Origin of the sequence: Nocardia sp. GP40 (genome assembly GCF_050434125.1) — a bacterium.
Classification (GTDB): domain Bacteria; phylum Actinomycetota; class Actinomycetes; order Mycobacteriales; family Mycobacteriaceae; genus Nocardia; species Nocardia albiluteola.
This window is the reverse complement of sequence record NZ_JBNPVW010000001.1, coordinates 545,605-571,986: the sequence shown is the minus strand read 5'-3', so window position 1 is coordinate 571,986 and position 26,382 is coordinate 545,605. Positions and strand designations below refer to the sequence as shown.

Genomic DNA, 26,382 nt, shown 5'->3' with positions numbered 1-26,382 from the left:
GCATCGGTGTCCCGGTCAGGATGGGGCGTCGGTTGCGGCCGTGGCGGGCTCGTCCTTGGTGCTGACGCCCGCATCGGCAAAGGTCGCCATTTCCGAGAGGGTCGCGATGGCCGAGCGCAGGATCGGCAGCGCGGTGACCGCGCCCGAGCCCTCGCCCAGGCGCATGTCCATGCTCACCAGCGGTTCCAGGCCCAGTTTCGTGAGCGCCAGCTGGTGCGCGGGCTCGGTCGAGCGGTGCCCGGCCACCCACCACGCCTTGGCGCCCGGCGCGAGCGCGTCCGCGAGCAGGGCCGCGGCGGTGACCACGACGCCGTCCAAGATCACGGGCGTGCGGCGCACCGCGGCCTGGGCGAGATACCCCGCCATCGCCGCCAGGTCCGCGCCGCCCGCCACGCGCAGGAGCGCGGCCGGGTCCTTCAGGTGGGGGCGGGCCCGCCACATCGCGTCGCGGATCGCGGCGGTCTTGCGGATCCAGCCCGCATCGTCGACGCCGGTGCCCCTGCCCACGGCCAGCACCGGCTCGGTGTCGGTGATGGCGGCGATGAGAACCGTTGCGGGGGTGGTGTTTCCGATGCCCATGTCACCGGCGATGAGCAGGTCCGCGCCGCCGTCGATCTCCTCGTCGGCGATCGCCCGCCCGGCCGCCAGCGCGGCGTGCACCTGTGCCTCGGTGAGCGCGTCCTCGCGGTCGATGGCGCCGCTGCTGCGACGCACCTTGTGGGCCGAGACGGACGGATCGGTGTCGGCATCGACGGCGATATCGACCACGCGCACCGTCGCTCCCGACAGCCGCGCCAGGGCGTTCACCGCGGCGCCGCCGGCCATGAAATTGGCGACCATCTGCACGGTCACCTCGCTCGGGAAGGCCGAAACCCCGTGCCGCGCAATGCCGTGGTCCCCCGCGAACACCACCACCCGGGCCCGCTCGAACTGCCGCGGCGGACACACCCCCTGACACGCGGCGAGCCAATTGCCCAGGACCTCGAGCCGCCCCAGCGATCCGGCGGGCTTGGTCAGCTGCAGTTGCCGCTCCTGCGCCCGGACCCTGGCGTGCGGATCCGGCGGGGTCACCGTCTCGAAAACCGGTGCGCCACCGGACACGTCGTACATCGGGTCTGCGGCGGAGGGAATCGTCGACGCGGAAACCGTTGCGAGCGTTCCGTTCGCGGTGACATCGGATGATGTTTCCGCCGGACCCGGCTCGGACACGCGGGTCGCCGCGCCTTTCGAGGGGGCCGAATCCGCAACTGCCGCAGCCGTTGCCGTCGCCGCCGCCACAGTCGTAGCTTCGGCATCGGAAGCCGGTGCCGCGATACCACTTCCGGCCGCCACCCCGGCGCCCTTGATCCGCGTCGGCACCCCCGCGACGACCAGATACACCTCGTCGCACAGCGCCGCCACGCGCTGATTCAGGTCCCCGATCTCGTCGGTGAACAGCCGCGCGGACCGAGTCGCGGGCAGCACGCCCAGCCCCACCTCGGGGCTGACGATCACCAGCGGCTGCTCGTATCCCTCGATCGCCGCGACCAGCGCATCCGCATCAGGTGCGACGATCCCCCGCGGCGATTCCCACGCCGCGCGCGCGTCGATCCGCGCGGTCAGCCAGGTGCCCAGATCGTCGATGAGCGTCATCGGCGCGGACGCATTCAACGCGTCCACCGGATCACCCTCGACGACGCTCCAACCCTCCGGGCGCCGGCTCCGGTGCGCGGCCACCCGTTCGGCGAAGTCGGCGTCGGCCGGGTCCACCACCGCCGTCGCGATGTACCGCACCACCCCGGCCCGACCGGCCATTTCCTCGGCGAACGCCGACTTCCCGGACCGGGTCCCACCGAGCACCAACGCCCGCATGGGCCGTTCGCTCACGACTCCACCTCGCTGGCGCTCGGCTCCGTCGTGCGCGAAGCGCACAGTGCCCATGGCTCGCTCCGCTGCGCTCCGCTCACAACTCCACCTCGCTAACGCTCGGCTCCGTCGTGCGCGAAGCGCACAGTGCCCATGGCTCGCTCGCAAGCTCGCTCGCAGCATCGTTCAACACGCCAGAACGGTACCAATCACGCGCCGATGGCAGCATCCACGCACCACTACCGATCACGTCCGGATTCGTGCTTGTCAGGTAATCCCTGACGGCCTATTCTCGTGTCAGGTCGCTCCTGACACGAGGAGCTCTCCCTATTCGAAAGGCACGACAATGACCCCACCCGCATCGACCACGCCCGAGCCTCCCCGGTGCTCCTTCTGCGGCAAGGCCAATACGGAGGTAGACCGGCTCGTCGCCGGTCCCGGCGTGCACATCTGCAACGAATGCATCGCACTGGCCGACTCCATCGTCGAGGAATACGGGGTGAACCCCGCGCAGGCCCGCCTTCCGCTGTGGGAAACCCTGACCGAGGAGCAGATGCTCGAGCACATCCCCCGCGTCGCCGCCGTCGCCGATCAGGTCGAGGAGAACCTGCGCACCTGGGTGCAGGAGCTGCGCCGCCGCGGCGTCACCTGGACTCGCATCGGCGCCGCCCTCGGCATCACCCGCCAATCCGCCTGGGAGCGATTCTCCGGCGAAGAGTAGGCGCCGATCCGCCCCGGAATACCGTTGGGCGGTACTGCCTCACCAGGGATCCGCTGCGCGCCGGACGATCTCGCGCGCCACACCATCACCGCGAGTAACCGGCGCTCATGCCTGCGGGCCGAACGTGCTACACCCCGAAGTGGCGGCGGTATTCGGTCGGCGCTATACCCACCAGTCGCTGAAAGTGGTGGCGCAGTAGGGCTCCCGAGCCGAAGCCACACCTCGAGGCGATGCTCTCCAGGTCCAGGGCCGTGTCTTCGAGCAGGTGCTTGGCCTGCAGGATGCGCTGATTCGTCAGCCATTTCACCGGCGTGGTCCCGGCCTCGGCGGCGAAGCGGCGGGCGAAGGTGCGGGTCGACATCGACGACCGGGCCGCCAGGCTCTCGACGGTGTGCGGCAGCTCCAGATGTTCGTTCATCCAGCGCAAAGTCTCGCGGAGGCTGTCGGAATCGCACTCCGGCACCGGGCGTTCGATGAACTGGCGCTGCCCTCCGTCGCGCTGCGGCGGCACCACCATGCGCCGGGCGATCTTGTTGGCCGCGGCGCTGCCCAGCTCGCGGCGAACGAGGTGCAGGCATGCGTCGATTCCGGCGGCGGTTCCGGCGCTGGTGATCAGATTGCCCTCGTCGACGAAAAGCACGTCGGGATCGACGGTGGCCGCGGGGTACATCTGCGCCAACTGATCGACATAGCGCCAATGCGTGGTGCACTTGCGGCCGTCGAGCAACCCGGCCGCGCCCGCCAGGAAGGCGCCGGAACAGACCGTCAGCACCGTCGCACCCGCCGCGGACGCATCGCGAACGGCCTGCACCACACGGGGATCGAAGGCGCGCCCCGCCCCGAAGGGGAACGCGGGCACGGCGACCAGGTCCGCGTCGCGCAACTGATCCAGACCGTACTCCGGCGTGACGGCGATGCCCGGCGAACTCGACGCCAGCGGCTTACCCGGCTCGACCCCGCACACCCGGAAGTCGAACAGGGGCAACCCGTCGTCCCTGCGGTCCAGGCCGAAAACCTCACAGACGACACCGAATTCGAACATGGCCAGTGGGGCGCTGAGCACGACGGCAACCTTGGACAACACTCCCACAGTGTACGTGGCTGAATATTTATGAACAATGGCATCGCTGCCACTGTTGGCGCCAAGTTCATGGGCGCAAAATTACTGCCATGCTTACTTTTGCGCTTCTGTTCCTGACCATCACCGCACTGTCCGTCGTCCTGTACCGCCGAATCGGCGTGGGGCTCAACGGATCCACGGACGTCGTCGACCGCGACGCGCAACGGCTCCAGAGCGAGCTGCGCGCCCTGCTCGCCATCCACGATTACCGGTGAGGGCGGCCGTGCTGATATCTCTCCGAAATCGCCTGCGCCACTTCAACGCCACCGTCGACCAGCTCACCGCCCGAATGTTCACCTACGAACCATCCGAACCGCCCGGCATTCGCCCCTCCGACACCGCCCGCTTCGGCATCCTGCTGGGCGGTGCCGCCCGCGAACACTGCTGACATCCGCATGCAGAAACAACCGCACCCCATACCGGGATTCGCATCCTCATCAGCGAGTGCGAATCCCCGTATGGGGTGCGGCGGTTGGACGACTAGACGGCGTCGCCCGGATTGACCCGCGGCTTGGGTGCGCGCATGCGACGGATCTGCGACGCGCGCACGAAGGCGTACCAGCCCAGCGAGACCGACGAATCGATGCTGTCGGGGAAGCGCTCGCGCACCCGGCGGTTGATCGTCCTGCCGATGATCAGGCCCTCCGCGGCCATGAACCCCATCATCACCAGCATCGCCAGCGTGACGTACGCCTGCACCGCGGGGGTGAGGAACATCGTCACGATCAGGACCAGCGCGAGCGGCATGAACAGGCCGACCAGGTTGCGGCGGGCATCGACGAGGTCGCGCACGTAGGCACGAACCGGACCGCGGTCGCGCGGCAGCAGGTACTTCTCCTCGCCGGCGAGCATGCGGGCGCGCCGATCGGCCGAGGCCGCGCGGCGGTCGGCGGAGGCGGCCTTGCGATCGGCCTTGGTGCCCCGGTTGGCCTTGCGCCTGGCCCGGGCCTCTTTCTGCGTCATGGGGGCGGGCGCGACCGGACCGCGGCGCTTGGCCTCGGCGTCGCGCCGCTTCGGGGTCGGGCGCCCCTTACCCGTGGTGGTGGTGGACGTGGCCGAGCCGCCGGCCTCGGCGGCCGAGGTGTCGTCGGCGAGGTCGTTGCTGGCTGCTGCTTCGCCGCGGCGGAGGAACTTCACGCGACCAGGCTATTCGACGACCACCCTCGGGGGAAATGCGGTCCGCCCAGTTCGCTGTGTCTCGCGTCATACCGCACCGTTCAATCCCCGGTAACCCGGCGTTTCCGGGGGTGCACGGCCACGTCGGGTCCGCGCAAGTGGCAAGATTGGAATAGTCACCCCGCCCGGTGATGTTGACCGCTGAGGAGCCGTGCGCTGTTCCGGGTTGAACACAGGTCCTGTGCCGACCCACCCCGCCGACTCCGCAAGGTCCGTCGGCTCACCATCCCCCAGGAGAGTTCATGTCTGTGCAGAACGAGACCACCACCCACGGTGTGACTCTGACCGACGCCGCCGCCTCGAAGGCCAAGGCGCTGCTCGATCAGGAGGGCCGCGACGATCTGTCGCTGCGCATCGCCGTCCAGCCCGGTGGCTGTGCCGGCCTGCGCTACCAGCTCTTCTTCGACGATCGCGCCCTCGACGGCGACCTGATCGTCGAGTTCGGCGGCGTCAAGCTGGCAGTCGATCGCATGAGCGCCCCGTACGTGCAGGGTGCGGCGATCGATTTCGTCGACACCATCGAGAAGCAGGGCTTCACGATCGACAACCCGAACGCCACCGGGTCCTGCGCCTGCGGCGACAGCTTCAACTGACCTTTTGACCGGCGCGGGCCCAAGCTCCGCGCCGTAGCGAACTGGCGCGTGCGGTGACGCACGCGCCGCTCGCTTGTCTCGGCCCACGCAGGACGATCATCGCGGTACGGTGGGGGCCGACCTCGCATCGACAGTGAAGGACCGGGTTTCGTGACCATCGCAGTGTCGGCATCGATTGCGACAGACCATCTGATGCGCTTTCCGGGCAAGTTCTCCGACGTGTTGCTCGCCGATCAGCTCGAGCACGTGTCGCTGAGCTTCCTGGTGGACGACCTGGTCATCCGCCGCGGCGGCGTCGCGGGCAACATCTCCTATGCCATGGGCGTGCTCGGCCGCAATCCGCTGCTGGTCGGCGCGGTCGGCCGCGACTGGGGCGAGTACCGGGAATGGCTGGAGAGCAGCGGCGTGGACTGCTCGGCGGTGCTGGTCTCCACCAAGGCGCACACTGCCCGCTTCGTGTGCACCACCGACACGACGATGGCCCAGATCGCCTCCTTCTACCCGGGCGCGATGAGCGAGGCCCGCGATATCGACATCACCGCGCTGGCCGCGGACCGCGATCTGGAGCTGGCGCTGATCGGCGCCGACGACCCGGAGGCCATGCTGCGCCACACCGAGCAGTGCCGCGCGGCCGGAATCCCGTTCGCCGCGGATCCGTCCCAGCAGCTCGCGCTGCTTGACGGCGAGTCCATCGTGAAGCTCATCGACGGCGCCGAGTACCTGTTCACCAACGAGTACGAATGGGGCATCCTGCTGCAGAAGACCGGCCTGAGCGAGGCCGAAGTCGGTGAGCGCGTGGGCATCCGGGTCACCACGCTCGGCGCCAAGGGCGCGAAGATCGTCGACCGGGACGGCACCGAACTGCACGTCGACGTGGTTCCGGACATCGCGAAAGCGGACCCCACCGGCGTCGGCGACGGCTTCCGCGCGGGATTCCTGACCGGCCGCTCCGCCGGGCTCGGCCTGGAACGATCCGCCCAGCTCGGTTCGCTGGTCGCGGTGCTCGTGCTGGAATCGGTCGGTCCGCAGGACTGGACGCTGGACCGCGATGTCGCGGTCAAGCGGCTGCGCGAGGCCTACGGTGCCGAGGTGGCCGCCGAGATCGGCGCGCTGCTGCCGTAACCGGCGAGCGACGGGCACTCCGCAACTGCCTGGATGCGACCGATTCGCCCGCGACCCATAGGGTGTGGGCATGGGATCCGACCGTTTGTACTTCCGACAACTGCTCGCCGGGCGGGATTGGGCCGTAGGCGATCCGATCGCCACGCAGATGCGCAATTTCGCGTACCTGATCGGCGATCGGGAGACCGGTGAGTGCGTGGTCGTGGATCCGGCCTACGCCGCGGGCGATCTGGTGGACATCGCCGAGGCCGACGGGCTGCGGTTGAGCGGGGTGCTGGCGACCCATCATCATCCCGACCACGTGGGCGGCACCATGCTCGGATTCACCTTGCACGGCGTGCGGGAGCTGCTGGAGCGGGTGCAGGTTCCGGTGCACGTGCATGCGGAGGAACTACCGTGGGTCGCCAACGTCACCGGGATCGCGCCCAGCGAGCTGACCGGGCACGAACACGGCGACAAGCTCTCGGTCGGCGCGTTCGATATCGAACTGCTGCATACCCCGGGGCATACGCCGGGCAGCATGTGCTTCCTGTTCGAGGATCGGCTCGTCGCCGGCGACACGCTGTTCGTGCAGGGCTGCGGGCGCACCGATTTCCCGGGCGGGGACTCGGACTCGATGTTCCGCAGCCTGCGCTATCTGGCTGAGCTGCAAGGGGATCCGGTCGTGTATCCCGGGCACTGGTACGCCGAGGAACCCAGCGCCGCCCTGTCCGAGGTCCGCGAGAAGAACTACGTCATGCGCCCGCAGACCCTGGACCAGTGGCAGATGCTGATGCCGGGCTGAGCTGTCACATGGCCTCCGCTTCGCTCCGCCGGGCTTGCGGCGCCCCGAGGGCGTAGTGCCTACTGGTTCGCTGCGCTCACCGGCGCCGCAAACTCAGGCGAGCGTGCGCATCCAGCCGTGAATGTCAGCGAAAGTGCCGCGCTGGATACCCGTGAGGGTGTCCCGCAGCGCCATGGTGACCTCGCCGGGTTCGCCTCCGCCGACGGTGAATTCGCCGTCCTCGGAGCAGACGGTGGCGACCGGAATGACCACCGCCGCGGTGCCGCAGCCGAAAACCTCGGTGATTTCCCCGGATTCGGCGCCCTTGCGCCATTCCTCCACCGAAACCCGGCGCTGCTCCACCTCGTACCCGGCGTCGGCGGCCAGCGTCAGCAGCGAGTCGCGGGTGATGCCGGGCAGCAGCGAGCCGGACAGCTCCGGTGTCACCAGCCGCGCCTGCGATCCCGAGCCGAAGACGAAGAACAGGTTGTTGGTGCCCATCTCCTCGACATAGCGATGCTCGTGGGCATCGAGCCACACGACCTGGTCACAGCCCTTCTCGCTGGCCTGTTGCTGCGCCAGCAGCGAGGCCGCGTAGTTGCCAGCGACCTTCGCCTCGCCCGTGCCGCCGGGGGCGGCCCGCACGTATTCGGTGGACAGCCACACCCGCACCGGCTTGAGGCCGCGCGGGAAGTAGGCGCCCGCGGGCGAGCCCAGCAGCAGATACTTGTACGCCGCGGCCGGCTTGACGCCCAGGCCGGCCTCGGTGGCGAGCAGGAACGGCCGCAGGTACAGCGAATCCTCTCCCCCTGCGGCCGGCACCCAGTCGGCGTCGATCTCGAGCAGCTGGCGGATCGACTCGATGAACAGTTCCTCAGGCAGCTCGGCCATCGCCATGCGCCGCGCCGAGCGCTGGAAACGAGCGGCATTCGCATCGACGCGGAAGGTGGCGATGCTGCCGTCGCTCTGCCGGTAGGCCTTGAGCCCCTCGAAAATCGCCTGGCCGTAATGGAACACCATGGTCGAGGGGTCCATCGTCAGCGGGCCGTAGGGCTCGACACGCCCCTCACCCCACTGTCCGTCCGCGTAGTCGATCGTGACCATGTGGTCGGTGAAGTAGCGACCGAATCCCGGTGCCGTCAAGATCTCCTGTCGTCGCTGCGCCGAGGTGGGGGCGGGATGCGGAACGCGGGTGAACTGTGCGGCAACGGTCATGTCCCCGATCCTAGAACTCCCGGTCGGCCGCCCGCCGCGAGGTCCGAAAACGCCGACCGGCGCTGGGCAGACTGCTCAGCAAGGCGCCAGCGGGCGCTCGTGCCACGAAGCATGTCGCTACGCCCGAGACCCGATCCGCCGCAACACGACCGGACCCTGGATTCGGCGAGTGGCCAGCGGCGGTGAGCCGCCGGCCCCCTGTGGCGGTCGCCGACGAGGGCAATGGCGTCAGCGATGCGCCGGCGCCCGTACGTCTTCGAACGCGGCCGTGGTCCCGCTGGACACGTTGCTGGCCCGCGCACGCTCTCGAGCCGGTTCCGGACCGCTGCTCCGGAACATCAGGACATACGCGGAATCACGAACACAAAGCCCGGACCGCCGCTCCCGAACGTCAGGACGTATGCAGAATCACGAACACAGAACCCGGACCGCCGCCCCAGACCATCAGGACATACGCGGAATCACGAACGCAGAGCCCGGACTGCCGCTCCAGACCATCAGGACGTATGTGGCGTGACGAACGGGGGCCGCACCACCTCGGCACGCAGGCGGCGACCACGCACGTCGACGTGTACCTCGTCGCCCGGCTCGAGACCGGAGTCGGTGTTCAGCAGGGTCAGCGCGATGCCGACCTCCAGGGTGGGCGAGAAGGTACCCGAGGTGGTCTCGCCGACGGTCTCGTCGCCGCGCAGCACGGTCTGGCCCTGGCGCAGCACACCGCGGTCGAGTGCCCTGAGGCCCATCAGGATTCGGCGCGGACCGGCCGACTTCTCCTGTTCCAGTGTGGATTTGCCCCAGAACTCCGGCTTCTTCCAGCCGACCGCCCAGCCGGCACGGGCCTGCACCGGCGAAATATCCAACGACAGTTCGTGTCCGTGCAGCGGGTAGCCCATCTCGGTGCGCAGGGTGTCGCGGGCACCCAGGCCCGCGGGCTCGCCGCCGGCCGCGCGGACCTGCGTGACGAGCGCACGGAACAGGTCCGGCGCGTCGTTCCAGCGGGGCAGCAGCTCATAGCCGTGTTCGCCGGTGTAGCCGGTGCGGCAGACCCGGACCGGATGGCCCTGCCACTGCGAGTCCGCGTAGGCCATGTACTCCATCTCGGTCGGCAACCCGAGCGCGGCGAGTACCTGCGTCGACTTCGGCCCCTGGACCGCGAAGACGGCGTACTCCCGATGCTCGTCGGTGATCGTGATGCCCTCGGGTGCGACAGTGCGCAGCGCGGCGACGACCGCGGCGGTGTTGGCGGCATTGGGCACGAGGAAGATCTCGTCGTCGCTCACGTAGTAGGCGATCAGATCGTCGATCACCCCGCCCTCGGGCGTGCAGCACAGCGTGTACTGGGCCTTGCCGGGCCGGATCCGGCCCAGATCGTTGGTCAGCGCCGAGTTCACGAATGCCGCCGCACCGGGCCCGGCGACCGTGGCCTTGCCGAGGTGACTCACATCGAAGACGCCGACGCTCGTGCGCACCGCGGTGTGCTCCGCAACGGTCCCCGCATAGGACACCGGCATCTCCCACCCGCCGAACGGCGCGAATTTCGCCCCCAGCTCGACGTGCACATCGTGGATCGGCCCCTGCAGCAGGTTCGCGTCGCTCGGCTCACTCATGGCGCAACCCTAACCGCCGCCGCCCCCACCTCGTCCAGTCCCGCGCACACCCGCACCGGTGAGGGAAATCCGCACCCCGTCCAGCCAGGCACATCCGGCGTGTGCGGCCCCGAGTACGGGGTGCGGCGACCATTCCTTGCCTGCGGACCGCCGGTACGCGAAATGGCCCGGGCGTCGTCCGCACCCGGTCCCGGAAACGTCGCCTCACGTCAGGGCCCCCGCCGGGGGTGCGGCCGTGCCGTGCTGCGGCGGGAGCGGGAGCGGCACCAGTAGATTGGTCCGCATGACAGCTGTTGCAGATCGTTCGCTCGGGCCGGATCTCGCTCTGGTCGATTCCCTCAGTCCCGGAACCGATGTGCTGGTCGTCGGCATCGTCACCGGCGAGGAAGGGCCGGTCGTGGCCGGGAGCGACGACGCACTGGTCACCGGCGTCCTGGGCGCCGATGCGCTCGCCGCGATCGTGGAGAACCTGCGTGCGGTCGGTGCGAAGGGCAAGGCCGAGGAGCTCACCCGCATCCCGGCGCCCGCCGGGATGCCCGTCACGAGCGTGCTGGCCGTTGGGCTGGGCGCGCCGGACTCCATCGACGCCGAACAGGTGCGCCGCTCGGCCGGGGTAGCGGCCCGGGCCCTGTCCGGAGTGGGCACCGCTGCCACCACCCTGTCCCGCCTGGAAACCGGCCCCGGTCCCGCCGCGGAGGGCTTCTTCCTCGGCGCGTACTCGTTCACCGCCTTCAAGTCCGAGAAGTCCGCGCCCAAGCCCACCGAGGGGCCGCTCGCACGGGTGGAGCTACTGGTGGAGAATCCGGAGTCGGACAAGGACTTCCGCCACAACAGCCGGGTCGCCGAGGCCATCGCCCTGGCCCGCGACTTCGTGAACACCCCACCCAGCCACCTGTATCCGGCCGAATTCGCCGACCGCGCCAAGGCTTTGGCCGAGGCAGCCGGGCTGCGGGTCGAGGTCCTGGACGAAGAGGCATTGGAGGCGGCCGGTTACGGCGGCATCGTCGGTGTGGGCAAGGGTTCCTCACGCCCGCCGCGGCTGATCCGCCTCACCTACGCCGGCGGCGACAAGAAGGTCGCGCTGGTCGGCAAGGGCATCACGTTCGACACCGGCGGCATCTCCATCAAGCCCGCCGCCAACATGGAGAACATGACCTCCGACATGGGCGGCGCCGCGGCGGTCATCGCGGCCACCATCGCCGCGGCGAAGCTCGGACTTCCGATCACCGTCACCGCGACCGTGCCCATGGCGGAGAACATGCCCTCGGCCACCGCGCAGCGCCCGGGCGATGTGCTGACCCAGTACGGCGGCACCACGATCGAGGTCATCAACACCGATGCCGAGGGCCGCCTGATCCTGGCCGACGCCATCGTGCGGGCGTGCGAGGACGAACCCGACTACCTCATCGACGTGGCCACCCTGACCGGCGCGCAGCTGGTCGCGCTGGGCACCCGCACCCCGGGTGTGATGGGCACCGACGAATTCCGCGATCGGGTCGCGCGCATCTCGCAGGCCGCGGGTGAGAACGGCTGGCCGATGCCGATGCCCACCGAGCTGCGCGCGGACCTCAACTCCAAGGTCGCCGACCTGGCCAACGTGTCACCGCACCGCTTCGGTGGCATGCTTGTGGCCGCGCTGTACCTGCGGGAGTTCGTCGCCGAGGGTGTGCAGTGGGCCCATCTCGACGTCGCCGGGCCGGCCTACAACACCGGCAGCCCGTTCGGGTACATCCCCAAGGGCGGCACCGGCGTTCCGGTGCGCACGCTGATCGCGGTGCTGAACGACATCTCGGCCGAGTAGCCGCACGGCGAAACGGGCTCGCGGAGTTCACAACTCCGCGAGCCCTCAGTCCCCGATGCCGCGCAACTCCTGCTCGAGGGCCCGCCGCCGCTGGATACGACTGCGGGCGTTGTGATCGCGCATGCGCTGGGGGTAGCCCGTGCGGCGCACGTCGTACACGGGGACGCCCAGCCAGCTGGACAGCCGCCGCGCACCCCGCTCCCCCACCACCCTGCGGGTCCATTCGCCGTCGTGTGCCACCAGCACCACGGTGACATCGGTCACCGTCGTCTTCGGCTCCACGTATGCCTCCACGCCGACGTGGCCCCGCACCCACTCGGCCAGATAGTGAGCATCGTTTGCCGCACCCCCCGGCCCCCGGACACGATCCGCCGACTGGCGGAAACGATCCAGCAAACCCATCCCCGCCCACCTCCTGTTCCGTCCCCCGGGCGCCTTCTCGCCCGATCCATCGATACTGCCAGCACCCCGCCCGGATGGCCGCGCGAGCTCGCACGCGTGAGCGGAGCGAACCATGAGCCAGCTCGCCCGCCGCACGACGGAACCGAGCGCCAGCGAGGTGCAGTCGTGAGGCGCAACCACCGGACACGGCCCGCCCTGTGGTACACGCCGCAACGACGAGTGCAAGGATGGACAGTCGGAACACAAGAACCCCACACGGATCTCCGGTGCCACACACAATGTTCGGTGGCGGTCGGTGGCCTGTGCACGGCGCACCTGCCGCATAGACTCGGACCTCCGCCGCAACCCGCGGTGGGTGTCCGCCGAGAGACAACTGTTGTAACCCGTCGAGCAGTTATAGGAGTCAACGGACATGGCCTTCTCCGTCCAGATGCCGGCCCTAGGTGAGAGCGTCACCGAGGGCACTGTGACCAGGTGGCTGAAGCAGGAAGGAGACACGGTCGAGGTCGACGAGCCCTTGCTCGAGGTATCCACCGACAAGGTCGACACCGAGATCCCGTCGCCCGCCGCCGGTGTGCTGACCAAGATCGTCGCCAAGGAAGACGACGTCGTCGAGGTCGGCGGCGAGCTCGGTGTGATCGGCGCCGCCGACGAGGCCGCTGCCCCCGCACCGGCCCCCGCGCCCGCGCCGGCTCCGGCGGCCCCCGCCCCGGCGGCTCCGGCGCCCGCACCCGCACCGCAGCCCGTCGCGGCCGCACCGGTCCCCGCTGCTGCCGCGCCCGCACCGGCCGCCTCCGGCACCCCGGTGAAGATGCCCGAGCTGGGCGAGTCCGTCACCGAGGGCACCGTCACCCGCTGGCTCAAGCAGATCGGCGATTCGGTAGCGGTCGACGAGCCGCTGCTGGAGGTGTCCACCGACAAGGTCGACACCGAGATCCCCTCGCCGGTCGCCGGCACGCTGCTCGAGATCAGCGCGAACGAGGACGATGTCGTCGCCGTCGGCGGTCAGCTCGGCGTCATCGGCAGCGGCGTTCCCGCGGCCGCCCCGGCTCCCGCGCCCGCCCCGGCACCGGCTCCCGCGGCTCCCGCGCCCGCCCCGGCTCCCGCGCTCGCCCCGGCTTCCGCGCCCGCACCGGCCCCGGCGCCTGTCGCCGCGGCTCCCGCTCCGGCACCGGCTCCGGCGGCTCCCGCCCCGGCGCCGGCCCCCGCGCATGCGGCCGCCCCGAGCAACGGGAACGGCGAGATCCCCTACGTGACCCCGCTGGTTCGCAAGCTGGCCGCGGAGAACAACGTCGACCTGGCCGCACTGAAGGGCTCGGGCGTCGGCGGACGCATCCGCAAGCAGGATGTGCTGGCCGCCGCGGAGGCCACCAAGGCCCCCGCCGCCGCAGCTCCCACGGCTCCGGCACCGGCCGCCACCGCAACGAAGGCTACGGCCGCGCCCGTGGGCGTGCGCCCCGAGTTGCAGGCCCTGCGCGGCACGGTCCAGAAGGCCAGCCGCATCCGCCAGATCACCGCGACCAAGACCCGCGAGTCGCTGCAGACCACCGCGCAGCTGACGCAGACGCACGAGGCCGATCTCACCAAGATCGCCGCGCTGCGGGCAAAGGCCAAGGGCGCCTTCGCCGAACGGGAGGGTGTCAACCTGACCTTCCTGCCGTTCTTCGCGAAGGCGGCCGTGGAGGCGCTGGGCGTGCACCCGAACGTCAACGCCTCCTACAACGAGGACACCAAGGAGATCACCTACCACTCGGCCGTGCACCTCGGTATCGCGGTGGACACCGAGCAGGGCCTGCTCTCCCCGGTCATCCACAACGCCAGCGACCTGTCGCTGGCCGGTCTGGCCCGCGCGATCGCCGACATCGCCAACCGCGCCCGCACCGGCGGCCTCAAGCCGGACGAGCTGGCCGGCGGCACCTTCACGATCACCAACATCGGCAGCCAGGGCGCACTGTTCGACACCCCGATCCTGGTTCCGCCGCAGTCGGCGATGCTGGGCACCGGTGCGATCGTCAAGCGCCCCATGGTGATCTCCGGCAACGGCGACGAGTTCATCGGCATCCGCTCGATGTGCTACCTGCCGCTGACCTACGATCACCGGCTGATCGACGGCGCCGACGCCGGACGTTTCCTCACCACCATCCGGCACCGGCTGGAGGAGGCCGCGTTCGAGGCCGATCTCGGCCTGTAGTTCTCCTGGTAAGGAAATTCGGTAACGCAGCATGAGGGTTGTGATCGCCGGCTCGTCCGGTCTGATCGGAACGGCACTGGTGGTGGCGCTGCGCCGGGACGGGCACGAGGTGTCCCGTCTGGTGCGGCGTCCCGCCGCGGCCCGCGACGAATTCGCCTGGGATCCGGCCCGGGCGCAGGTGCCCGAGCGGGCCCTGCGTGGCGCGGATGCGGTGGTCAACCTCTGCGGCGCCGGCGTGGGACGACGCCGCTGGAACGGCACCTACAAGCAGGAGCTGCGCGACAGCCGAATCACACCCACCGATGTGCTGGCCACCGCGGTCGCCGCCGCGGGGGTGCCGACGCTGGTCAACGCCAGCGGGGTGCACTACTACGGCGGCGACACCGGTGATCGCGTCGTCACCGAGACCTCCCCCACCGGAACGGGTTTCCTGGGCAGCCTGTGCCGCGATTGGGAGGCGGCGGCACAACCGGCCGCCGACGCCGGGGTGCGCGTCGTGCTGCTGCGCAGCGCACTGGTGCTCTCGCGGCGCGGCGGCATGCTGACCATGCTGGAGCCGCTGTATTCCCTCGGACTGGGCGGGCGACTGGGCAGCGGCCGCCAATACATGCCGTGGATCTCGCTCGACGACGAGATCGGCGCCCTGGTCTTCGCCCTCACCCACGAGAGCGTGCGCGGCCCGGTGAACATGGCCGGACCCGCACCGGTCACCAACGCGGAGTTCACCCGCGCGCTGGCCCGCACCCTGCATCGGCCCGCCCCGCTGGTCGTCCCCGCGGTCGCGTTGCGGGTGCTGATCGGCGAGTTCGCCGAGGAGGCGATCCTGCACGGCCCCCGCGCCATTCCGGCCGCCCTCGAGGAGGCGGGGTATTCCTTCCGGCACAACACCATCGGGCAGGCCCTGTCCGCACTCTTCGCCGCCTGACGGGCGCTGTCGGGCCCGGCCCCAGCGCGGGATGAGGTCGGTCACTATCGGACTCGGCGGTTCATAGCGTGGGCGAATCGGCGGTTACCGTGGGATCGTGAGTGACAACGGGCATCGGGTGCCGATTCGTGACGCGCGGCCGACGGACCTGCCGGAGATTCTGGCGATCCACAACAACGCGATCGCCGAGACGACCGCGATCTGGGATACCGAGCCCGCGGACCTCGACGAGCGCCGCGCCTGGCTGCGAGACCGCGAGGCGGCCGGGTTCCCGGTACTGGTCGCCGACATCGACGGCGCCGTGGCCGGATATGCCAGCTACGGCCGGTTCCGGCCCAAGTCGGGCTACCGCTTCAGCGTCGAGAACTCGGTGTACGTCGCGGATCGGTTCCATCGCCGCGGGATCGCGACCGCGCTGCTGACCGAGCTGCTGGCGCGGGCCGAGCGCGGCGGCCGGGTGCACGCGATGATCGCCGCGATCGAATCCTCGAACACCACCTCGATCGCGCTACACGAGAAGTTCGGATTCGGGACCGTTGGGGTACTTCCTGAAGTGGGTCACAAGTTCGGCAGATGGATGGATCTGACATTGATGCAACTCACATTTGCCACCGTGGATCTCGCGGAATCAGGTAACGATAGCGTAACGTCCCAATAGTGAGTGAGCCCGTGAACATCCCCGCAGCAACCGGCGAGCCCCTGTTGACCGAAACCACCGCGCTCCCGGTGATTCCCCCCGCCCGCCGGCTCACCGAAACTGCCCGCTTCGACCAGACCCCGGTCGACGTCGACTATCTCGGCCTGGTCGAGTACCACAGCGCCTGGGAGCTGCAGCGCCGCATCGCCGCCGAGCGCGCCCAGGGCCACGGCCGGGATCGGCTGCTCCTGCTGGAGCATCCGTCGGTCTACACCGCGGGCCGCCGCACCGAACCGCAGGACATGCCGATCGACGGCAGCCCCGTGGTCCACGTCGACCGCGGCGGCAAGATCACCTGGCACGGTGCGGGCCAGCTGGTCGGCTATCCGATCGTGCGCCTGGCCGAACCGGTCGACGTCGTCGACTACGTGCGTCGGCTGGAGGAGGCGCTGATCGCGGTGTGCACCGGGCTCGGACTGGGCACCGGACGCGTGCCGGGCCGGTCCGGAGTATGGATCCCCGCGAACTCCCTGCAACCCGAGCGCAAGGTGGCGGCGATCGGCGTGCGCGTCGAGCGCGGCGTTGCGCTGCACGGCATCTCGCTCAACTGCGACTGCCCGATGAGCGGCTTCGACGCGATCGTGCCGTGCGGCATTCGCGACGCCGGGGTGACGACGCTGAGCCGGGAACTGCGCCGCGAGGTGCACGTGTCCGAGGTGCTGCCGCTCGTGGCCGACGCGATCGTGCGCGCCCTCGACGGCGACCTGCCGATTACCGATCACCATATTGCGCACGTCACACCGGTCGGAGCCGGAACCGGCGCCTGACGCGGCGGGCGTAGCATCGGTCGGGTGACTTCCGTCGATACCCCGACACCCAGCAATCCGGTTTCACCCAACGGCCGGAAGCTGCTGCGTATCGAAGCTCGCAACGCCGAGACTCCGATCGAACGCAAACCCTCGTGGATCCGCACCCGTGCCACCATGGGCCCGGAGTACACCGAGCTCAAGGGCCTGGTGAAACGCGAAGGGCTGCACACGGTCTGCGAGGAGGCGGGCTGTCCCAACATCTTCGAATGCTGGGAGGACCGGGAGGCCACGTTCCTGATCGGCGGCGAGCAGTGCACCCGCCGCTGCGACTTCTGCCAGATCGACACCGGCAAACCCGCCGCGCTCGACCGCGACGAGCCGCGCCGGGTGGCCGAGAGCGTGCAGGCCATGGGACTGCGCTACTCGACGATCACCGGCGTGGCCCGTGACGACCTCGAGGACGGCGGCGCCTGGCTCTACGCCGAGACCGTGCGCGCGATCAAGCGGCTCAACCCACACACCGGCGTGGAGCTGCTCATCCCCGACTTCAACGCCGTGCCCGAGCAGCTGGCCGAGGTGTTCTCCGCCCGTCCAGAGGTGCTGGCACACAACCTCGAGACGGTGCCGCGCGTGTTCAAGCGCATCCGGCCGGCCTTCCGCTACGAGCGGTCACTGGCGGTGCTGACCGCGGCCCGCGAGGCCGGTCTGGTGACCAAGTCGAACCTGATCCTGGGCATGGGCGAGACCCCCGAGGAGGTCACCCAGGCCATGCGCGATCTGCACGAAGCGGGCTGCGACATCCTCACCATCACCCAGTACCTGCGGCCCTCGCCGCGGCACCATCCGGTGGATCGCTGGGTGAAGCCGGAGGAATTCGTCGAGCACTCCAACGTCGCCACCGAGCTCGGCTTCGCCGGTGTGATGGCCGGACCGCTGGTGCGCTCCTCGTATCGCGCGGGTCGGCTGTATGCCCAGGCCATGACGCATCACGGCCGCGAAATCGCCCCGGAGATGGCGCATTTGGGCCAGGAGGGCACCGCCTCGCAGGAGGCGGCCTCGGTGCTGGCCCGCTTCGGTTCCGGAAACGCCTAGGGCAGAGCCCCCTCGCCATCGCTCGCGGTGTAGCTGCGGATCTTTCGAATCGGTGACACACGAAGGTCGCCGGTGGGAAGCTCGGATTAACCACACGTGTCTACCTCGGGAGCACAGATGGTCGAGAGAGCGAGTACGCCGGGCGTCAACGGCAAGGCGCTGACGGCGCAGCGACCGGAGGATATCCGCAATGTGGTGCTGGTCGGGCACTCCGGTTCGGGCAAGACCACGCTGGTCGAGGCGCTGGCAATGGCCACCGGCGCGCTGACCAGGGCCGGACGGGTCGAGGACGGCACCTGCGTCTCGGACTACGACGATATCGAGCAACGCCAGCACCGATCGGTGCAGCTGTCGGTGGTGCCGGTCGGCTGGGACGGGATAAAGATCAATCTCATCGATACGCCGGGATATGTCGATTTCGTCGGCGAGCTGAGGGCCGGTCTGCGCGCCGCGGACGCGGCCCTGTTCGTCATCTCGGCCGCCGCGGGCGCGGATGGCGTCGGCGGGCAGACGCTCGCACTGTGGGAGGAGTGCGCCGCGGTGGGCATGCCGCGAGCGCTGGTGATCACCCATCTGGACGCCGCCCGCGCCGACTTCGACGACATGGCCGCCACCTGCCGCGAGGTCCTGGGCGGCGGCGCGGCCGAACGCGTGCTGCCGCTGCATCTTCCGGTGTACGGCAAGCTCGGCGCCGACGGGCACCGGCCGGTGATCGGGCTGGTCGATCTGCTCACCGAGCGCGTCTTCGACTATTCCGCGGGGGCGCACACCCAGACCACGGCGACACCCGAACAGTCGGCGCTGCTCGAGCAGGCCCGCGGGCGCCTCATCGAGGGCATCATCGCCGAGAGCGAGGACGAGACCCTCATGGAGCGCTACCTCGAGGGCGAGCAGATCGATCTCGCGACGGTGGTCACCGATCTGGAGCGCGCGGTGGCGCGCGGCACCTTCCATCCGATCCTGATCGCGGCGCCGCCGCCCGAGGGCGCGCGCGAGGGGCTGGGCATGGTGGAGGTGCTGGACCTGATCGCCCGCGGATTCCCCACGCCCGCGGAGCATCCCGTCTCCGCGGCCGGTCCGGCGCGCGGCTCCCGGCCCGCCCCGCTGGCCTGCGATCCGGCCGCGCCGCTGGCCGCCGAGGTGATCCGGACGACGTCGGATCCGTACGTCGGACGGCTGTCGCTGGTGCGGGTGTTCTCCGGAACGCTGCGCCCGGACGAGACCGTACACGTCTGCGGCCACGGCGTCGCCGGGCACGGGCCGGACGGCGCCGGGCACGACCACGACGCCGACGAGCGGGTCGGCGCGTTGTCCGCGCCGTTCGGCAAGCAGCAGCGCCCGATCGGCGAGGCCATCGCCGGCGATATCGCCTGCGTCGGAAAGCTCGGTCACGCCGAGACCGGCGATACCCTGTCCGCCCGGGAAACCCCGCTGCTGATCGAGCCGTGGCCGATGCCCGAACCGCTACTGCCGGTGGCGGTGCGGGCGCACAGCAAGGCCGACGAGGACAAGCTGTCCCAGGGGCTGTCCCGGCTGGTCGCGGAGGACCCCTCGGTGCACCTGGAACAGAACGGCCAGACCCACCAACTGGTGCTGTGGTGCCTCGGTGAGGCACATCGCGACGTCGCACTGGAGCGATTGCGCTCCCGCTTCGGGGTGCATGTCGACACGATCGAGCACCGGGTGGCGCTGCGGGAGACGTTCGCCTCCACCGCGTCGGGCCGCGGCCGGCACGTCAAGCAGTCCGGCGGGCACGGGCAGTACGCGATCTGCGAGATCGAGGTGGATCCGCTGCCGGAGGGTTCGGGAATCGAATTCGTCGACAAGGTGGTGGGCGGAGTCGTGCCGCGGCAATTCATTCCGTCCGTGGAGAAGGGCGTGCGCGCCCTGGCCGCGCGCGGCATCGCCGCCGGATACCCACTGGTGGACGTGCGGGTGACGCTGTTCGACGGCAAGGCCCATTCGGTCGATTCCTCCGATGCCGCATTCCAGACCGCAGGGGCCCTGGCGCTGCGCGAGGCCGCCGCGGCCGCGCGCGTCAGCCTGCTCGAACCGATCGCCGAGGTGGCGGTCACGGTCAGCGACGACTACGTCGGTGCGGTGCTGTCGGACCTGTCCAGCCGCCGCGGCCGGGTACTGGGCACCGAACCCGCGACCGCGGGGCGCACCGTGATCCGGGCCGAGGTCCCGGAGCTGGAGCTGAGCCGCTACGCCATAGATCTGCGCTCGATCTCGCACGGGTCCGGGCGGTTCACGCGGGCATACTCGCGGCACGATTCGATGCCGCCGCAGCTGGCGGACAGTATCCGATCCCAGGCCGAGGCAACGGTGTGAACCGGGCGCGTCGACGCCGATCGCTGGCACTATCCTGAGTGACATGGCAGCAGGTAAGGGCGGCGCCGCGGCGTCGAAGGAAGCGAAGGCCGCAGCGAAGGCCGCGCGCAGGAAGGCGTCCAAGGAACGGCGCCAGCAGCTCTGGCAGGTGTTCCAGATGCAGCGCAAGGAAGACAAGCTGCTGCTGCCGATGATGATCGGCGCCGTCGTCGGCATCACCGCGATCCTGGTGATCATCGGCCTGTTCCTGCACATGCAGTGGTACATGCTGCCGATCGGCCTGGTGCTGGGCGGCCTGGTCGCATTCATCATCTTCGGCCGCCGCGCGCAGAAGAACGCGTATGCCCGCATGGACAGTCAGGCCGGCGCCGCGTGGTGGGTGCTGGACAATCTGCAGGGCAAGTGGCGGCCCACCCAGGCCATCGCCGCCACCGCACAGCTCGACGCGGTGCACCGGGTGATCGGCCTGCCGGGCGTCGTCCTGGTCGCCGAGGGCTCCCCGCATCGGGTCAAATCGCTGCTGGCGCAGGAAAAGAAGAAGACCGCCCGCCTCGTCGGTGACACCCCGATCTACGAGGTCGTCGTCGGCAACGAGGAGGGTCAGGTGCCGCTGAAGGAGTTGCAGCGCTACATGACCAAACTCCCCCGCAACATCGACGCCAAGCGCATGGATCTCATCGAGGGCCGGCTGTCCGCGCTGGCCACCCGCGGCGGGCCCGCGCTGCCCAAGGGTCCGCTGCCGGGCGGGGCGAAGATGCGCGGCATGCAGCGCACGGTGCGCCGCCGCAGCTGAGAATCCGCACATGCCGAAGGCCCGCCTTACCCGAGGCGGGCCTTCGTGCGTCAGCGGGAGCGGGCCAGCGCCGTTCCGGTGGCGCGGTCGTGCATGCCCCGGCCGTCGGAATCGGCGAACAGCGCGGGTACGACGAACACCAGAAGCACCTGGCGAACCAGCGCGCGCACGAACCCGACCGACGCGTCGGCATCCACCCGCACGACCCGCATGCGCAGGAAGAACTGGCCGGGGGTGAAACCGAACAGCGTCACGGTGGCGACGCCGATCACGAACCAGACCAGGAAGGTCGGCGTGGACAGCGCACTGGTGACCGCCTCGAAATTGGACGGCGGCTGCTGCCCGGCCGCGACGTGCATCTTCGCAATGATCCGCACGGGATCGGGCCGGACGATCAGCGCCGCGACACCCGTCGCGATGATCCAGTCGACGAACAGCCCCACGGTGCGCCGAGACATCGAAACCAGCGATCCGGCACCGGATTTCGGCAGTCCCAGCAGCTGGCCCGGGTACTCGTCCGCTTGCGGATCTCCCGCGTCGGGTCCGGACAGCCAGGAACCGGTAATACGTGCCATGCATCCAGCGTAACCACGGCCGAACCCGCGATTCACCCCGGTGGCTCGGCCGGATCCGCCGCGATACCCACGGGATTTGCCGCAAGGAAGCCGACGGCGACCCGGGACCGCGCGCGGAGTGTCCCCGGCCACATTTTTCGGGACCTTTACATCCGGTCGATACCGGGCGGTGGCAGGATATGCCTGCTGGTCGAGCATGCTCGTGGATCGCCCGGTCGACAGCGACGGCCGGGGCCCACGGGCATCCGCGGCCGGCACGACGTGTAACACCAGCGAAACACAACCTTGATTGTCGGGAAACACCGCATCCATAACGTTCAGCAGCGATGCCCAGCGATCGGCACGAGCTGGGAAACGATCCGTAAGGAGTACTAAGTGGCGTTCAGCACGGCCGACGAGGTCATCAAGTACATCAAGGAAGAGGAGGCCGAGTACGTCGATATTCGGTTCACCGACCTTCCCGGCGTGACGCAGCACTTCTCGATTCCGGCCAAGGCCTTCACCGCCGACCTGGCCGAAGAGGGTCTGGCGTTCGACGGCTCCTCGGTTCGCGGCTTCCAGTCGATCGACGAGTCCGACATGCTGCTGCTGCCCGACTTCAGCACGGCTCGGATCGACCCGTTCCGCGCGGCGAAGACGCTGAACCTGAACTTCTTCGTGCACGACCCGTTCACCCGCGAGGCCTACAGCCGCGACCCGCGCAACATCGCCCGCAAGGCGGAGGAGTACCTGCGCTCGACCGGCATCGCGGACACCGCCTACTTCGGCGCCGAGGCGGAGTTCTACATCTTCGACTCGATCCGCTACGACTCGGCCATGAACGGCGCCTTCTACGAGATCGACTCGATCTCGGGCTCCTGGAACACCGGCGCGGAGTTCAACCCGGACGGCACGCCGAACCGCGGCTACAAGGTTCGTAACAAGGGCGGCTACTTCCCGGTCGCGCCGTACGACCACTACGTGGATCTGCGCGACAAGATCTCGACCAACCTGCAGGACGCCGGTTTCGAGCTGGAGCGCGGCCACCACGAGGTCGGCACCGCCGGCCAGGCCGAGATCAACTACAAGTTCAACACCCTGCTGTCCGCGGCCGACGATCTGCAGCTGTTCAAGTACATCGTCAAGAACACCGCGTGGCAGGAGGGCAAGACCGTCACCTTCATGCCCAAGCCGCTGTTCGGTGACAACGGCTCGGGTATGCACGTGCACCAGTCGCTGTGGAAGGACGGCAAGCCGCTGTTCCACGACGAGGCCGGTTACGCGGGCCTGTCGGACCTGGCGCGCCACTACATCGGCGGCATCCTGCACCACGCCCCCTCGCTGCTGGCGTTCACCAACCCGACCGTGAACTCGTACCACCGCCTGGTCCCGGGCTTCGAGGCCCCGATCAACCTGGTGTACTCGCAGCGCAACCGCTCCGCCGCGGTCCGCATCCCGGTCACCGGCAACAACCCGAAGGCCAAGCGCCTCGAGTTCCGCGCGCCGGACTCCTCGGGCAACCCGTACCTGGCCTTCGCCGCCATGATGATGGCCGGCCTGGACGGCATCAAGCGCAAGCTCGAGCCCGCCGCCCCGGTCGACAAGGACCTCTACGAGCTCCCGCCGGAGGAGGCCAAGAACATCGCCCAGGCCCCCACCAACCTGGCGTCGGTCATCGACAAGCTCGAGCAGGATCACGACTACCTCACCGAGGGCAACGTCTTCACCGAGGACCTCATCGAGACCTGGATCGACATCAAGCGCACCCAGGAGATCGCCCCGATCAACCTGCGCCCGCACCCCTACGAGTTCGAGCTGTACTACGACGTGTAATCCTGACCTGCGTGTTTAGGCCCGATTCGGGCTCTCGGTACGCAGTGGGTACGCAGTAGAAGTAGTCGAGTCCATCCGTTCGATGATCACTCCCGTGATCACTCGGCGGGTGGACTCGTCTGTATCCGGCCACAGGTGACCGTACGTGTCCAAGGTCGTCTTCGCGGTCGCGTGCCGCATCCGCGCCCGCTCACCACGCCGCTTCTTCACCGCGGCCGACAGGATCAACGACGGTGGCAAACGACACGGCTTCTTCTGATCGCGGGAGCGGCCTTCCGTCCATCTGCGGCGAGGCGTGTGCTGGTGAGCTGGGTCGCTTTTGGTGTCGAGCCGCTCCCGGTGATCGTTGCGGAGGGTCCGAAGGAGTGTGAGCGGATCCTATTTCGCGGGTGCCGCGGGCTGGAGGGGGTCTTTGCAAGCGGGGACGTTGGGCGGGCAGGGCGCGAGGATGGTGGAGAAGTATTGGATGGCGGCGAACAGGGTGATGGGCCCACCTGCGAGGATGAGGCCGGTCATCGAGCCCACCGCGCCGAGGGTTGCCGCGCCGAGGACACAGCCTGCGATCGCGGCGCCAACGAAGGGCGCCAGCAAGACGATGACCGGGCTGCTCAGTACGGCACCGGCCGCGGCGCCGACAAGACAGCCGATTCCGCCTCCGAGTACCGCGCCGAGGATGGCGCTCACAGCGGCGCCGATGGTGACTCGCTGGGTGAAGGTGCCGAGGGCCTGTGCTTCGTGACCGGGTCCGATGCCACGGGCGACCAGCAGGTTGGCGACCTGGTTGGCCGTAGCGTCCACCTCGGCGTAGGTGAGGCGATCACCGGCGGCGACGAGCGCCTCCCGCCCTGGGGTGATGCGAGCTGAATCTTCCAGCAACACAGACAAATTGAGCATGACAAACCTTCATTGACAGGATTCGTGAACGGTGACCAGGCGGCCGGGCGGTAAGGATCGGCGAATGGGGCCGGTCAAGCTGATGGCGATACGGCCTGCAACCGAGCCGGCGCGTGCAGGTCGGCCGGGTGGGCACGCTTGCCGACAATCGCGACGGCCAGGACGACGAGGTAGACCAGCGGAACCAGCCGCAGCGCGGTGGCCAGCCCGTAGTGGTCGGCGAGAAGACCGACGACCAGCGGACCGGCCGCCAAACCGAAAACGTTGTTGAACAACACGGCCGTCCCGAACGCGGTAGCGCGCAGGCTCGCAGGGGTGAGACCGACGACCAGGGAAGACACCGCGCAATACACCGTCACCGTGCTCCACAGGCGAACGGGCTCGGTGCGGGCGACCCGGTCGCTGACCACGCCGCAGCCGATCATGCCGACGCCGATCAACAGCGCATACACCGCAGCGGTGAGACCAGCGCGATCGGGGGCCATCCCGTAGGAGCGGTTGAAGAAGCTGGGCAGCCAGGCCATCAGCACCGCCGACACGAACAGCTGCAGACCCCCGGCCAGATAGACGCACCACACCGGCACCGTGGAGAACAGGCTCGACAACGGCGCCCGCACGCTTGGCCCCGGGTCTTGCTGAGCAACGGCGTTGTCAGCGATGTAGTGGCGTTGCAGGCCACGTTCGGACACGAGCAGCCGGAACGCCACCACCAGCAGCAGACCGAAGACCGCCATCGCAGCGAAGGTCCAGCGCCATCCGATGTGGCGGGCGATCACCCCGCCCAAGGCGATTCCCAGAACCGAGCCGAAGGAACCGCCGGCGAGGAATGTCCCGCTGACTGAGGCCCGCAGCCGCGGGGCGAAGACGCTGACCACCACGGCAGCACCGACGCTGCCATAGGCGGCCTCACCGACCCCGAGCAGGAAACGAGCACCCAGCATCTGGCCGAAGTTGCCAGCGCATGCGCACAGCAGGGTGGCGACACTCCAGAAGGTCGCCATGATCAACAAGCTGCGCACCCGCCCCCAGCGGTCGGCAAGCAGGGACAGCGGCACCGTGCCCAACGCAACCATCAACGCGACCACGCTGGTGAGCGCGCCGAGCCGCGAATCCGACAGTCCCCATTGCGTTTTCAGATACGGGAACACCGCCGGCAGGACCTGCCGGGACATGTAGTCCGACAGCAGCAGCCCGAAAATCAGAGCGAACACGACCCACGGAAAGATCCGTGAGCGCCTCGGCGATGTGCCTGCGGTCCTCGCCGACGAGTCGGTGGGGGTGGTGGAGATGTCCATGGCGCTTCCTCGAGCCTGGTGGACCGGCGGAACGGCCGCGCACGGCCGGTCCGTCGGCGAACGAACAGGGCGGGTTGGGTCGGCCGCGATGTGCCCGGCCGACCCACTCGCCTGTGAAAGGTCAAGCGTGGTGCAGGAATCCGACCTGGCCGGGCTGCCGGTTGGGCGCGAACCCGATCTTGGCCAGCGCGTCGTCGGTGTCGGAGTAGGCCTCGTCGAACAGGTAGATCTCGCGCGACTCCTTACAGGACGCCACCCCGCGGCCGATCTCGTCGGCGATGCGGACCATCTGCTCGACCTGCTGTACCGAGGTGCGCCGCTCGCCCTTACGGCCCCACAGATTGTCCTCGATGCCGACCCGCACATGCTGACCCAACGCGATCGCGATCGTGCACATCGGGGTGACATTGCGCATGATCGTTTCGATCGTCAGCACCGCACCGTGATGGCGATGGTGACCTGATCGGGCTTGGGATCGAGCTCGGCCAGCAGATGGCGGGTGTCATAATCCAGCCTCCCTCGGCCGGCAGTCCGCCGAACTCGCCGTCGGCGCCACCTGCCGCATCCTGGGCGAGTTCCTCGGGCAGGATTGGCGCCCCCTGACCGTCTGCTTCACGTGGGCCTTGCGCCTTCGTCCAGTTCTGTACGCCCTCGGTTGCA

24 protein-coding genes and 1 pseudogene are annotated in these 26,382 nt (G+C 69.2%); 15 read left to right on the top strand and 10 right to left on the bottom strand.

Annotated elements, in window-relative coordinates:
* Positions 1-15: 15 nt before the first annotated feature.
* Positions 16-1,851 (bottom strand): nicotinate-nucleotide--dimethylbenzimidazole phosphoribosyltransferase, encoded by a 1,836-nt coding sequence (gene cobT, locus ABH933_RS02435; protein WP_429415701.1) that lies wholly within the window; start codon positions 1,849-1,851, stop codon positions 16-18.
* Between the two features lie 340 nt (positions 1,852-2,191).
* On the opposite strand from cobT, the gene ABH933_RS02430 reads away from it, so the two are divergent.
* Positions 2,192-2,566 carry a ClpX C4-type zinc finger protein gene (locus tag ABH933_RS02430; protein ID WP_215918980.1) on the top strand — a complete coding sequence of 125 codons (375 nt, stop codon included), beginning with the start codon at positions 2,192-2,194 and terminating at the stop codon, positions 2,564-2,566.
* 127 nt (positions 2,567-2,693) lie between these two features.
* Here ABH933_RS02430 and ABH933_RS02425 read toward each other — a convergent pair whose 3' ends face one another.
* Positions 2,694-3,650 (bottom strand): helix-turn-helix domain-containing protein, encoded by a 957-nt coding sequence (locus tag ABH933_RS02425; protein WP_429414642.1) that lies wholly within the window; start codon positions 3,648-3,650, stop codon positions 2,694-2,696.
* Between the two features lie 86 nt (positions 3,651-3,736).
* Here ABH933_RS02425 and ABH933_RS02420 point away from each other — a divergent pair, with 86 nt between their 5' ends.
* Positions 3,737-3,901 (top strand): hypothetical protein, encoded by a 165-nt coding sequence (locus tag ABH933_RS02420; RefSeq protein WP_215918978.1) that lies wholly within the window; start codon positions 3,737-3,739, stop codon positions 3,899-3,901.
* 8 nt (positions 3,902-3,909) lie between these two features.
* Positions 3,910-4,074, top strand: coding sequence for a hypothetical protein (locus ABH933_RS02415; protein WP_429414639.1), 165 nt, complete (start codon positions 3,910-3,912; stop codon positions 4,072-4,074).
* Positions 4,075-4,166: 92 nt separating this feature from the next.
* Here ABH933_RS02415 and ABH933_RS02410 read toward each other — a convergent pair whose 3' ends face one another.
* Entirely contained in the window at positions 4,167-4,823 is a 657-nt protein-coding gene (locus ABH933_RS02410) for a DUF3043 domain-containing protein (RefSeq protein WP_429414636.1), read from the bottom strand.
* A gap of 281 nt (positions 4,824-5,104) precedes the next feature.
* Between ABH933_RS02410 and ABH933_RS02405 the strand changes: the two genes are divergently transcribed.
* From ABH933_RS02405 to ABH933_RS02395, 3 genes are all read left to right on the top strand, one after another.
* Entirely contained in the window at positions 5,105-5,455 is a 351-nt protein-coding gene (locus ABH933_RS02405) for a HesB/IscA family protein (RefSeq protein WP_429414633.1), read from the top strand.
* A gap of 150 nt (positions 5,456-5,605) precedes the next feature.
* Positions 5,606-6,577, top strand: coding sequence for a carbohydrate kinase family protein (locus ABH933_RS02400; protein WP_429414630.1), 972 nt, complete (start codon positions 5,606-5,608; stop codon positions 6,575-6,577).
* A 70-nt stretch (positions 6,578-6,647) separates the two neighbouring features.
* On the top strand, positions 6,648-7,361 hold the full coding sequence (locus tag ABH933_RS02395) for an MBL fold metallo-hydrolase (protein ID WP_429414627.1): 714 nt from the start codon (positions 6,648-6,650) through the stop codon (positions 7,359-7,361).
* 93 nt (positions 7,362-7,454) lie between these two features.
* On the opposite strand, the gene ABH933_RS02390 is transcribed toward ABH933_RS02395, so the two are convergent.
* Complete coding sequence (locus tag ABH933_RS02390; protein WP_429414624.1) at positions 7,455-8,555, bottom strand: branched-chain amino acid aminotransferase; 1,101 nt, start codon at positions 8,553-8,555, stop codon at positions 7,455-7,457.
* Between the two features lie 497 nt (positions 8,556-9,052).
* Positions 9,053-10,162, bottom strand: coding sequence for a glycine cleavage system aminomethyltransferase GcvT (gene gcvT, locus ABH933_RS02385; protein ID WP_429414621.1), 1,110 nt, complete (start codon positions 10,160-10,162; stop codon positions 9,053-9,055).
* A 283-nt stretch (positions 10,163-10,445) separates the two neighbouring features.
* On the opposite strand from gcvT, the gene ABH933_RS02380 reads away from it, so the two are divergent.
* On the top strand, positions 10,446-11,963 hold the full coding sequence (locus ABH933_RS02380) for a leucyl aminopeptidase (protein WP_429414619.1): 1,518 nt from the start codon (positions 10,446-10,448) through the stop codon (positions 11,961-11,963).
* 45 nt (positions 11,964-12,008) lie between these two features.
* Here the strand turns inward: ABH933_RS02380 and ABH933_RS02375 are convergent, their stop codons facing one another.
* The gene (locus tag ABH933_RS02375) at positions 12,009-12,365 is read right to left on the bottom strand and encodes an oxidoreductase (protein WP_429414616.1); all 357 of its coding nucleotides are present in this window, start codon (positions 12,363-12,365) and stop codon (positions 12,009-12,011) included.
* 412 nt (positions 12,366-12,777) lie between these two features.
* Here ABH933_RS02375 and sucB point away from each other — a divergent pair, with 412 nt between their 5' ends.
* From sucB to ABH933_RS02340, 7 genes are all read left to right on the top strand, one after another.
* Positions 12,778-14,556: a 2-oxoglutarate dehydrogenase, E2 component, dihydrolipoamide succinyltransferase gene (sucB, locus tag ABH933_RS02370; RefSeq protein ID WP_429414613.1), complete on the top strand. Its 1,779-nt coding sequence runs from the start codon at positions 12,778-12,780 to the stop codon at positions 14,554-14,556.
* Between the two features lie 31 nt (positions 14,557-14,587).
* A complete protein-coding gene (locus ABH933_RS02365; protein ID WP_215923644.1) occupies positions 14,588-15,481 on the top strand; it encodes a TIGR01777 family oxidoreductase in 894 nt (297 codons plus the stop codon).
* A gap of 118 nt (positions 15,482-15,599) precedes the next feature.
* Positions 15,600-16,139: an N-acetyltransferase family protein gene (locus tag ABH933_RS02360; protein ID WP_429415698.1), complete on the top strand. Its 540-nt coding sequence runs from the start codon at positions 15,600-15,602 to the stop codon at positions 16,137-16,139.
* Between the two features lie 71 nt (positions 16,140-16,210).
* Positions 16,211-16,945 carry a lipoyl(octanoyl) transferase LipB gene (lipB, locus tag ABH933_RS02355; protein ID WP_429415696.1) on the top strand — a complete coding sequence of 245 codons (735 nt, stop codon included), beginning with the start codon at positions 16,211-16,213 and terminating at the stop codon, positions 16,943-16,945.
* A 24-nt stretch (positions 16,946-16,969) separates the two neighbouring features.
* On the top strand, positions 16,970-18,019 hold the full coding sequence (gene lipA / locus ABH933_RS02350) for a lipoyl synthase (RefSeq protein ID WP_429414610.1): 1,050 nt from the start codon (positions 16,970-16,972) through the stop codon (positions 18,017-18,019).
* 117 nt (positions 18,020-18,136) lie between these two features.
* Positions 18,137-20,353, top strand: a complete 2,217-nt coding sequence (locus tag ABH933_RS02345) for an elongation factor G-like protein EF-G2 (RefSeq protein WP_429414607.1) — start codon at positions 18,137-18,139, stop codon at positions 20,351-20,353.
* A 43-nt stretch (positions 20,354-20,396) separates the two neighbouring features.
* Positions 20,397-21,146, top strand: a complete 750-nt coding sequence (locus ABH933_RS02340) for a DUF4191 domain-containing protein (RefSeq protein ID WP_429414605.1) — start codon at positions 20,397-20,399, stop codon at positions 21,144-21,146.
* Positions 21,147-21,196: 50 nt separating this feature from the next.
* Here ABH933_RS02340 and ABH933_RS02335 read toward each other — a convergent pair whose 3' ends face one another.
* Positions 21,197-21,721 (bottom strand): RDD family protein, encoded by a 525-nt coding sequence (locus tag ABH933_RS02335; protein ID WP_215923648.1) that lies wholly within the window; start codon positions 21,719-21,721, stop codon positions 21,197-21,199.
* 375 nt (positions 21,722-22,096) lie between these two features.
* On the opposite strand from ABH933_RS02335, the gene glnA reads away from it, so the two are divergent.
* Positions 22,097-23,533, top strand: a complete 1,437-nt coding sequence (gene glnA, locus ABH933_RS02330; RefSeq protein WP_429414601.1) for a type I glutamate--ammonia ligase — start codon at positions 22,097-22,099, stop codon at positions 23,531-23,533.
* 378 nt (positions 23,534-23,911) lie between these two features.
* On the opposite strand, the gene ABH933_RS02325 is transcribed toward glnA, so the two are convergent.
* The 3 genes and pseudogenes from ABH933_RS02325 to ABH933_RS02315 all read right to left on the bottom strand — a co-directional run.
* The gene (locus tag ABH933_RS02325; protein ID WP_429414598.1) at positions 23,912-24,427 is read right to left on the bottom strand and encodes an AMP-binding protein; all 516 of its coding nucleotides are present in this window, start codon (positions 24,425-24,427) and stop codon (positions 23,912-23,914) included.
* A 74-nt stretch (positions 24,428-24,501) separates the two neighbouring features.
* Positions 24,502-25,722 (bottom strand): MFS transporter, encoded by a 1,221-nt coding sequence (locus ABH933_RS02320; RefSeq protein ID WP_429414595.1) that lies wholly within the window; start codon positions 25,720-25,722, stop codon positions 24,502-24,504.
* A 121-nt stretch (positions 25,723-25,843) separates the two neighbouring features.
* Positions 25,844-26,164 (bottom strand): annotated as a pseudogene (locus ABH933_RS02315) (3-keto-5-aminohexanoate cleavage protein); the annotation flags it as partial.
* Between the last annotated feature and the right edge of the window lie 218 nt (positions 26,165-26,382).

Bases quoted from the DNA above. Each gene is read 5' to 3' on its own strand.
- cobT (WP_429415701.1), bottom strand. From the start codon at position 1,851: ATGCGGGCGTTGGTGCTCGGTGGGACCCGGTCCGGGAAGTCGGCGTTC.
- ABH933_RS02430 (WP_215918980.1), top strand. From the start codon at position 2,192: ATGACCCCACCCGCATCGACCACGCCCGAGCCTCCCCGGTGCTCCTTC.
- ABH933_RS02420 (WP_215918978.1), top strand. From the start codon at position 3,737: ATGCTTACTTTTGCGCTTCTGTTCCTGACCATCACCGCACTGTCCGTC.
- ABH933_RS02405 (WP_429414633.1), top strand. From the start codon at position 5,105: ATGTCTGTGCAGAACGAGACCACCACCCACGGTGTGACTCTGACCGAC.
- ABH933_RS02395 (WP_429414627.1), top strand. From the start codon at position 6,648: ATGGGATCCGACCGTTTGTACTTCCGACAACTGCTCGCCGGGCGGGAT.
- ABH933_RS02390 (WP_429414624.1), bottom strand. From the start codon at position 8,555: ATGACCGTTGCCGCACAGTTCACCCGCGTTCCGCATCCCGCCCCCACC.
- gcvT (WP_429414621.1), bottom strand. From the start codon at position 10,162: ATGAGTGAGCCGAGCGACGCGAACCTGCTGCAGGGGCCGATCCACGAT.
- ABH933_RS02380 (WP_429414619.1), top strand. From the start codon at position 10,446: ATGACAGCTGTTGCAGATCGTTCGCTCGGGCCGGATCTCGCTCTGGTC.
- ABH933_RS02375 (WP_429414616.1), bottom strand. From the start codon at position 12,365: ATGGGTTTGCTGGATCGTTTCCGCCAGTCGGCGGATCGTGTCCGGGGG.
- sucB (WP_429414613.1), top strand. From the start codon at position 12,778: ATGGCCTTCTCCGTCCAGATGCCGGCCCTAGGTGAGAGCGTCACCGAG.
- ABH933_RS02365 (WP_215923644.1), top strand. From the start codon at position 14,588: ATGAGGGTTGTGATCGCCGGCTCGTCCGGTCTGATCGGAACGGCACTG.
- ABH933_RS02345 (WP_429414607.1), top strand. From the start codon at position 18,137: ATGGTCGAGAGAGCGAGTACGCCGGGCGTCAACGGCAAGGCGCTGACG.
- ABH933_RS02340 (WP_429414605.1), top strand. From the start codon at position 20,397: ATGGCAGCAGGTAAGGGCGGCGCCGCGGCGTCGAAGGAAGCGAAGGCC.
- ABH933_RS02335 (WP_215923648.1), bottom strand. From the start codon at position 21,721: ATGGCACGTATTACCGGTTCCTGGCTGTCCGGACCCGACGCGGGAGAT.
- ABH933_RS02325 (WP_429414598.1), bottom strand. From the start codon at position 24,427: ATGCTCAATTTGTCTGTGTTGCTGGAAGATTCAGCTCGCATCACCCCA.
- ABH933_RS02320 (WP_429414595.1), bottom strand. From the start codon at position 25,722: ATGGACATCTCCACCACCCCCACCGACTCGTCGGCGAGGACCGCAGGC.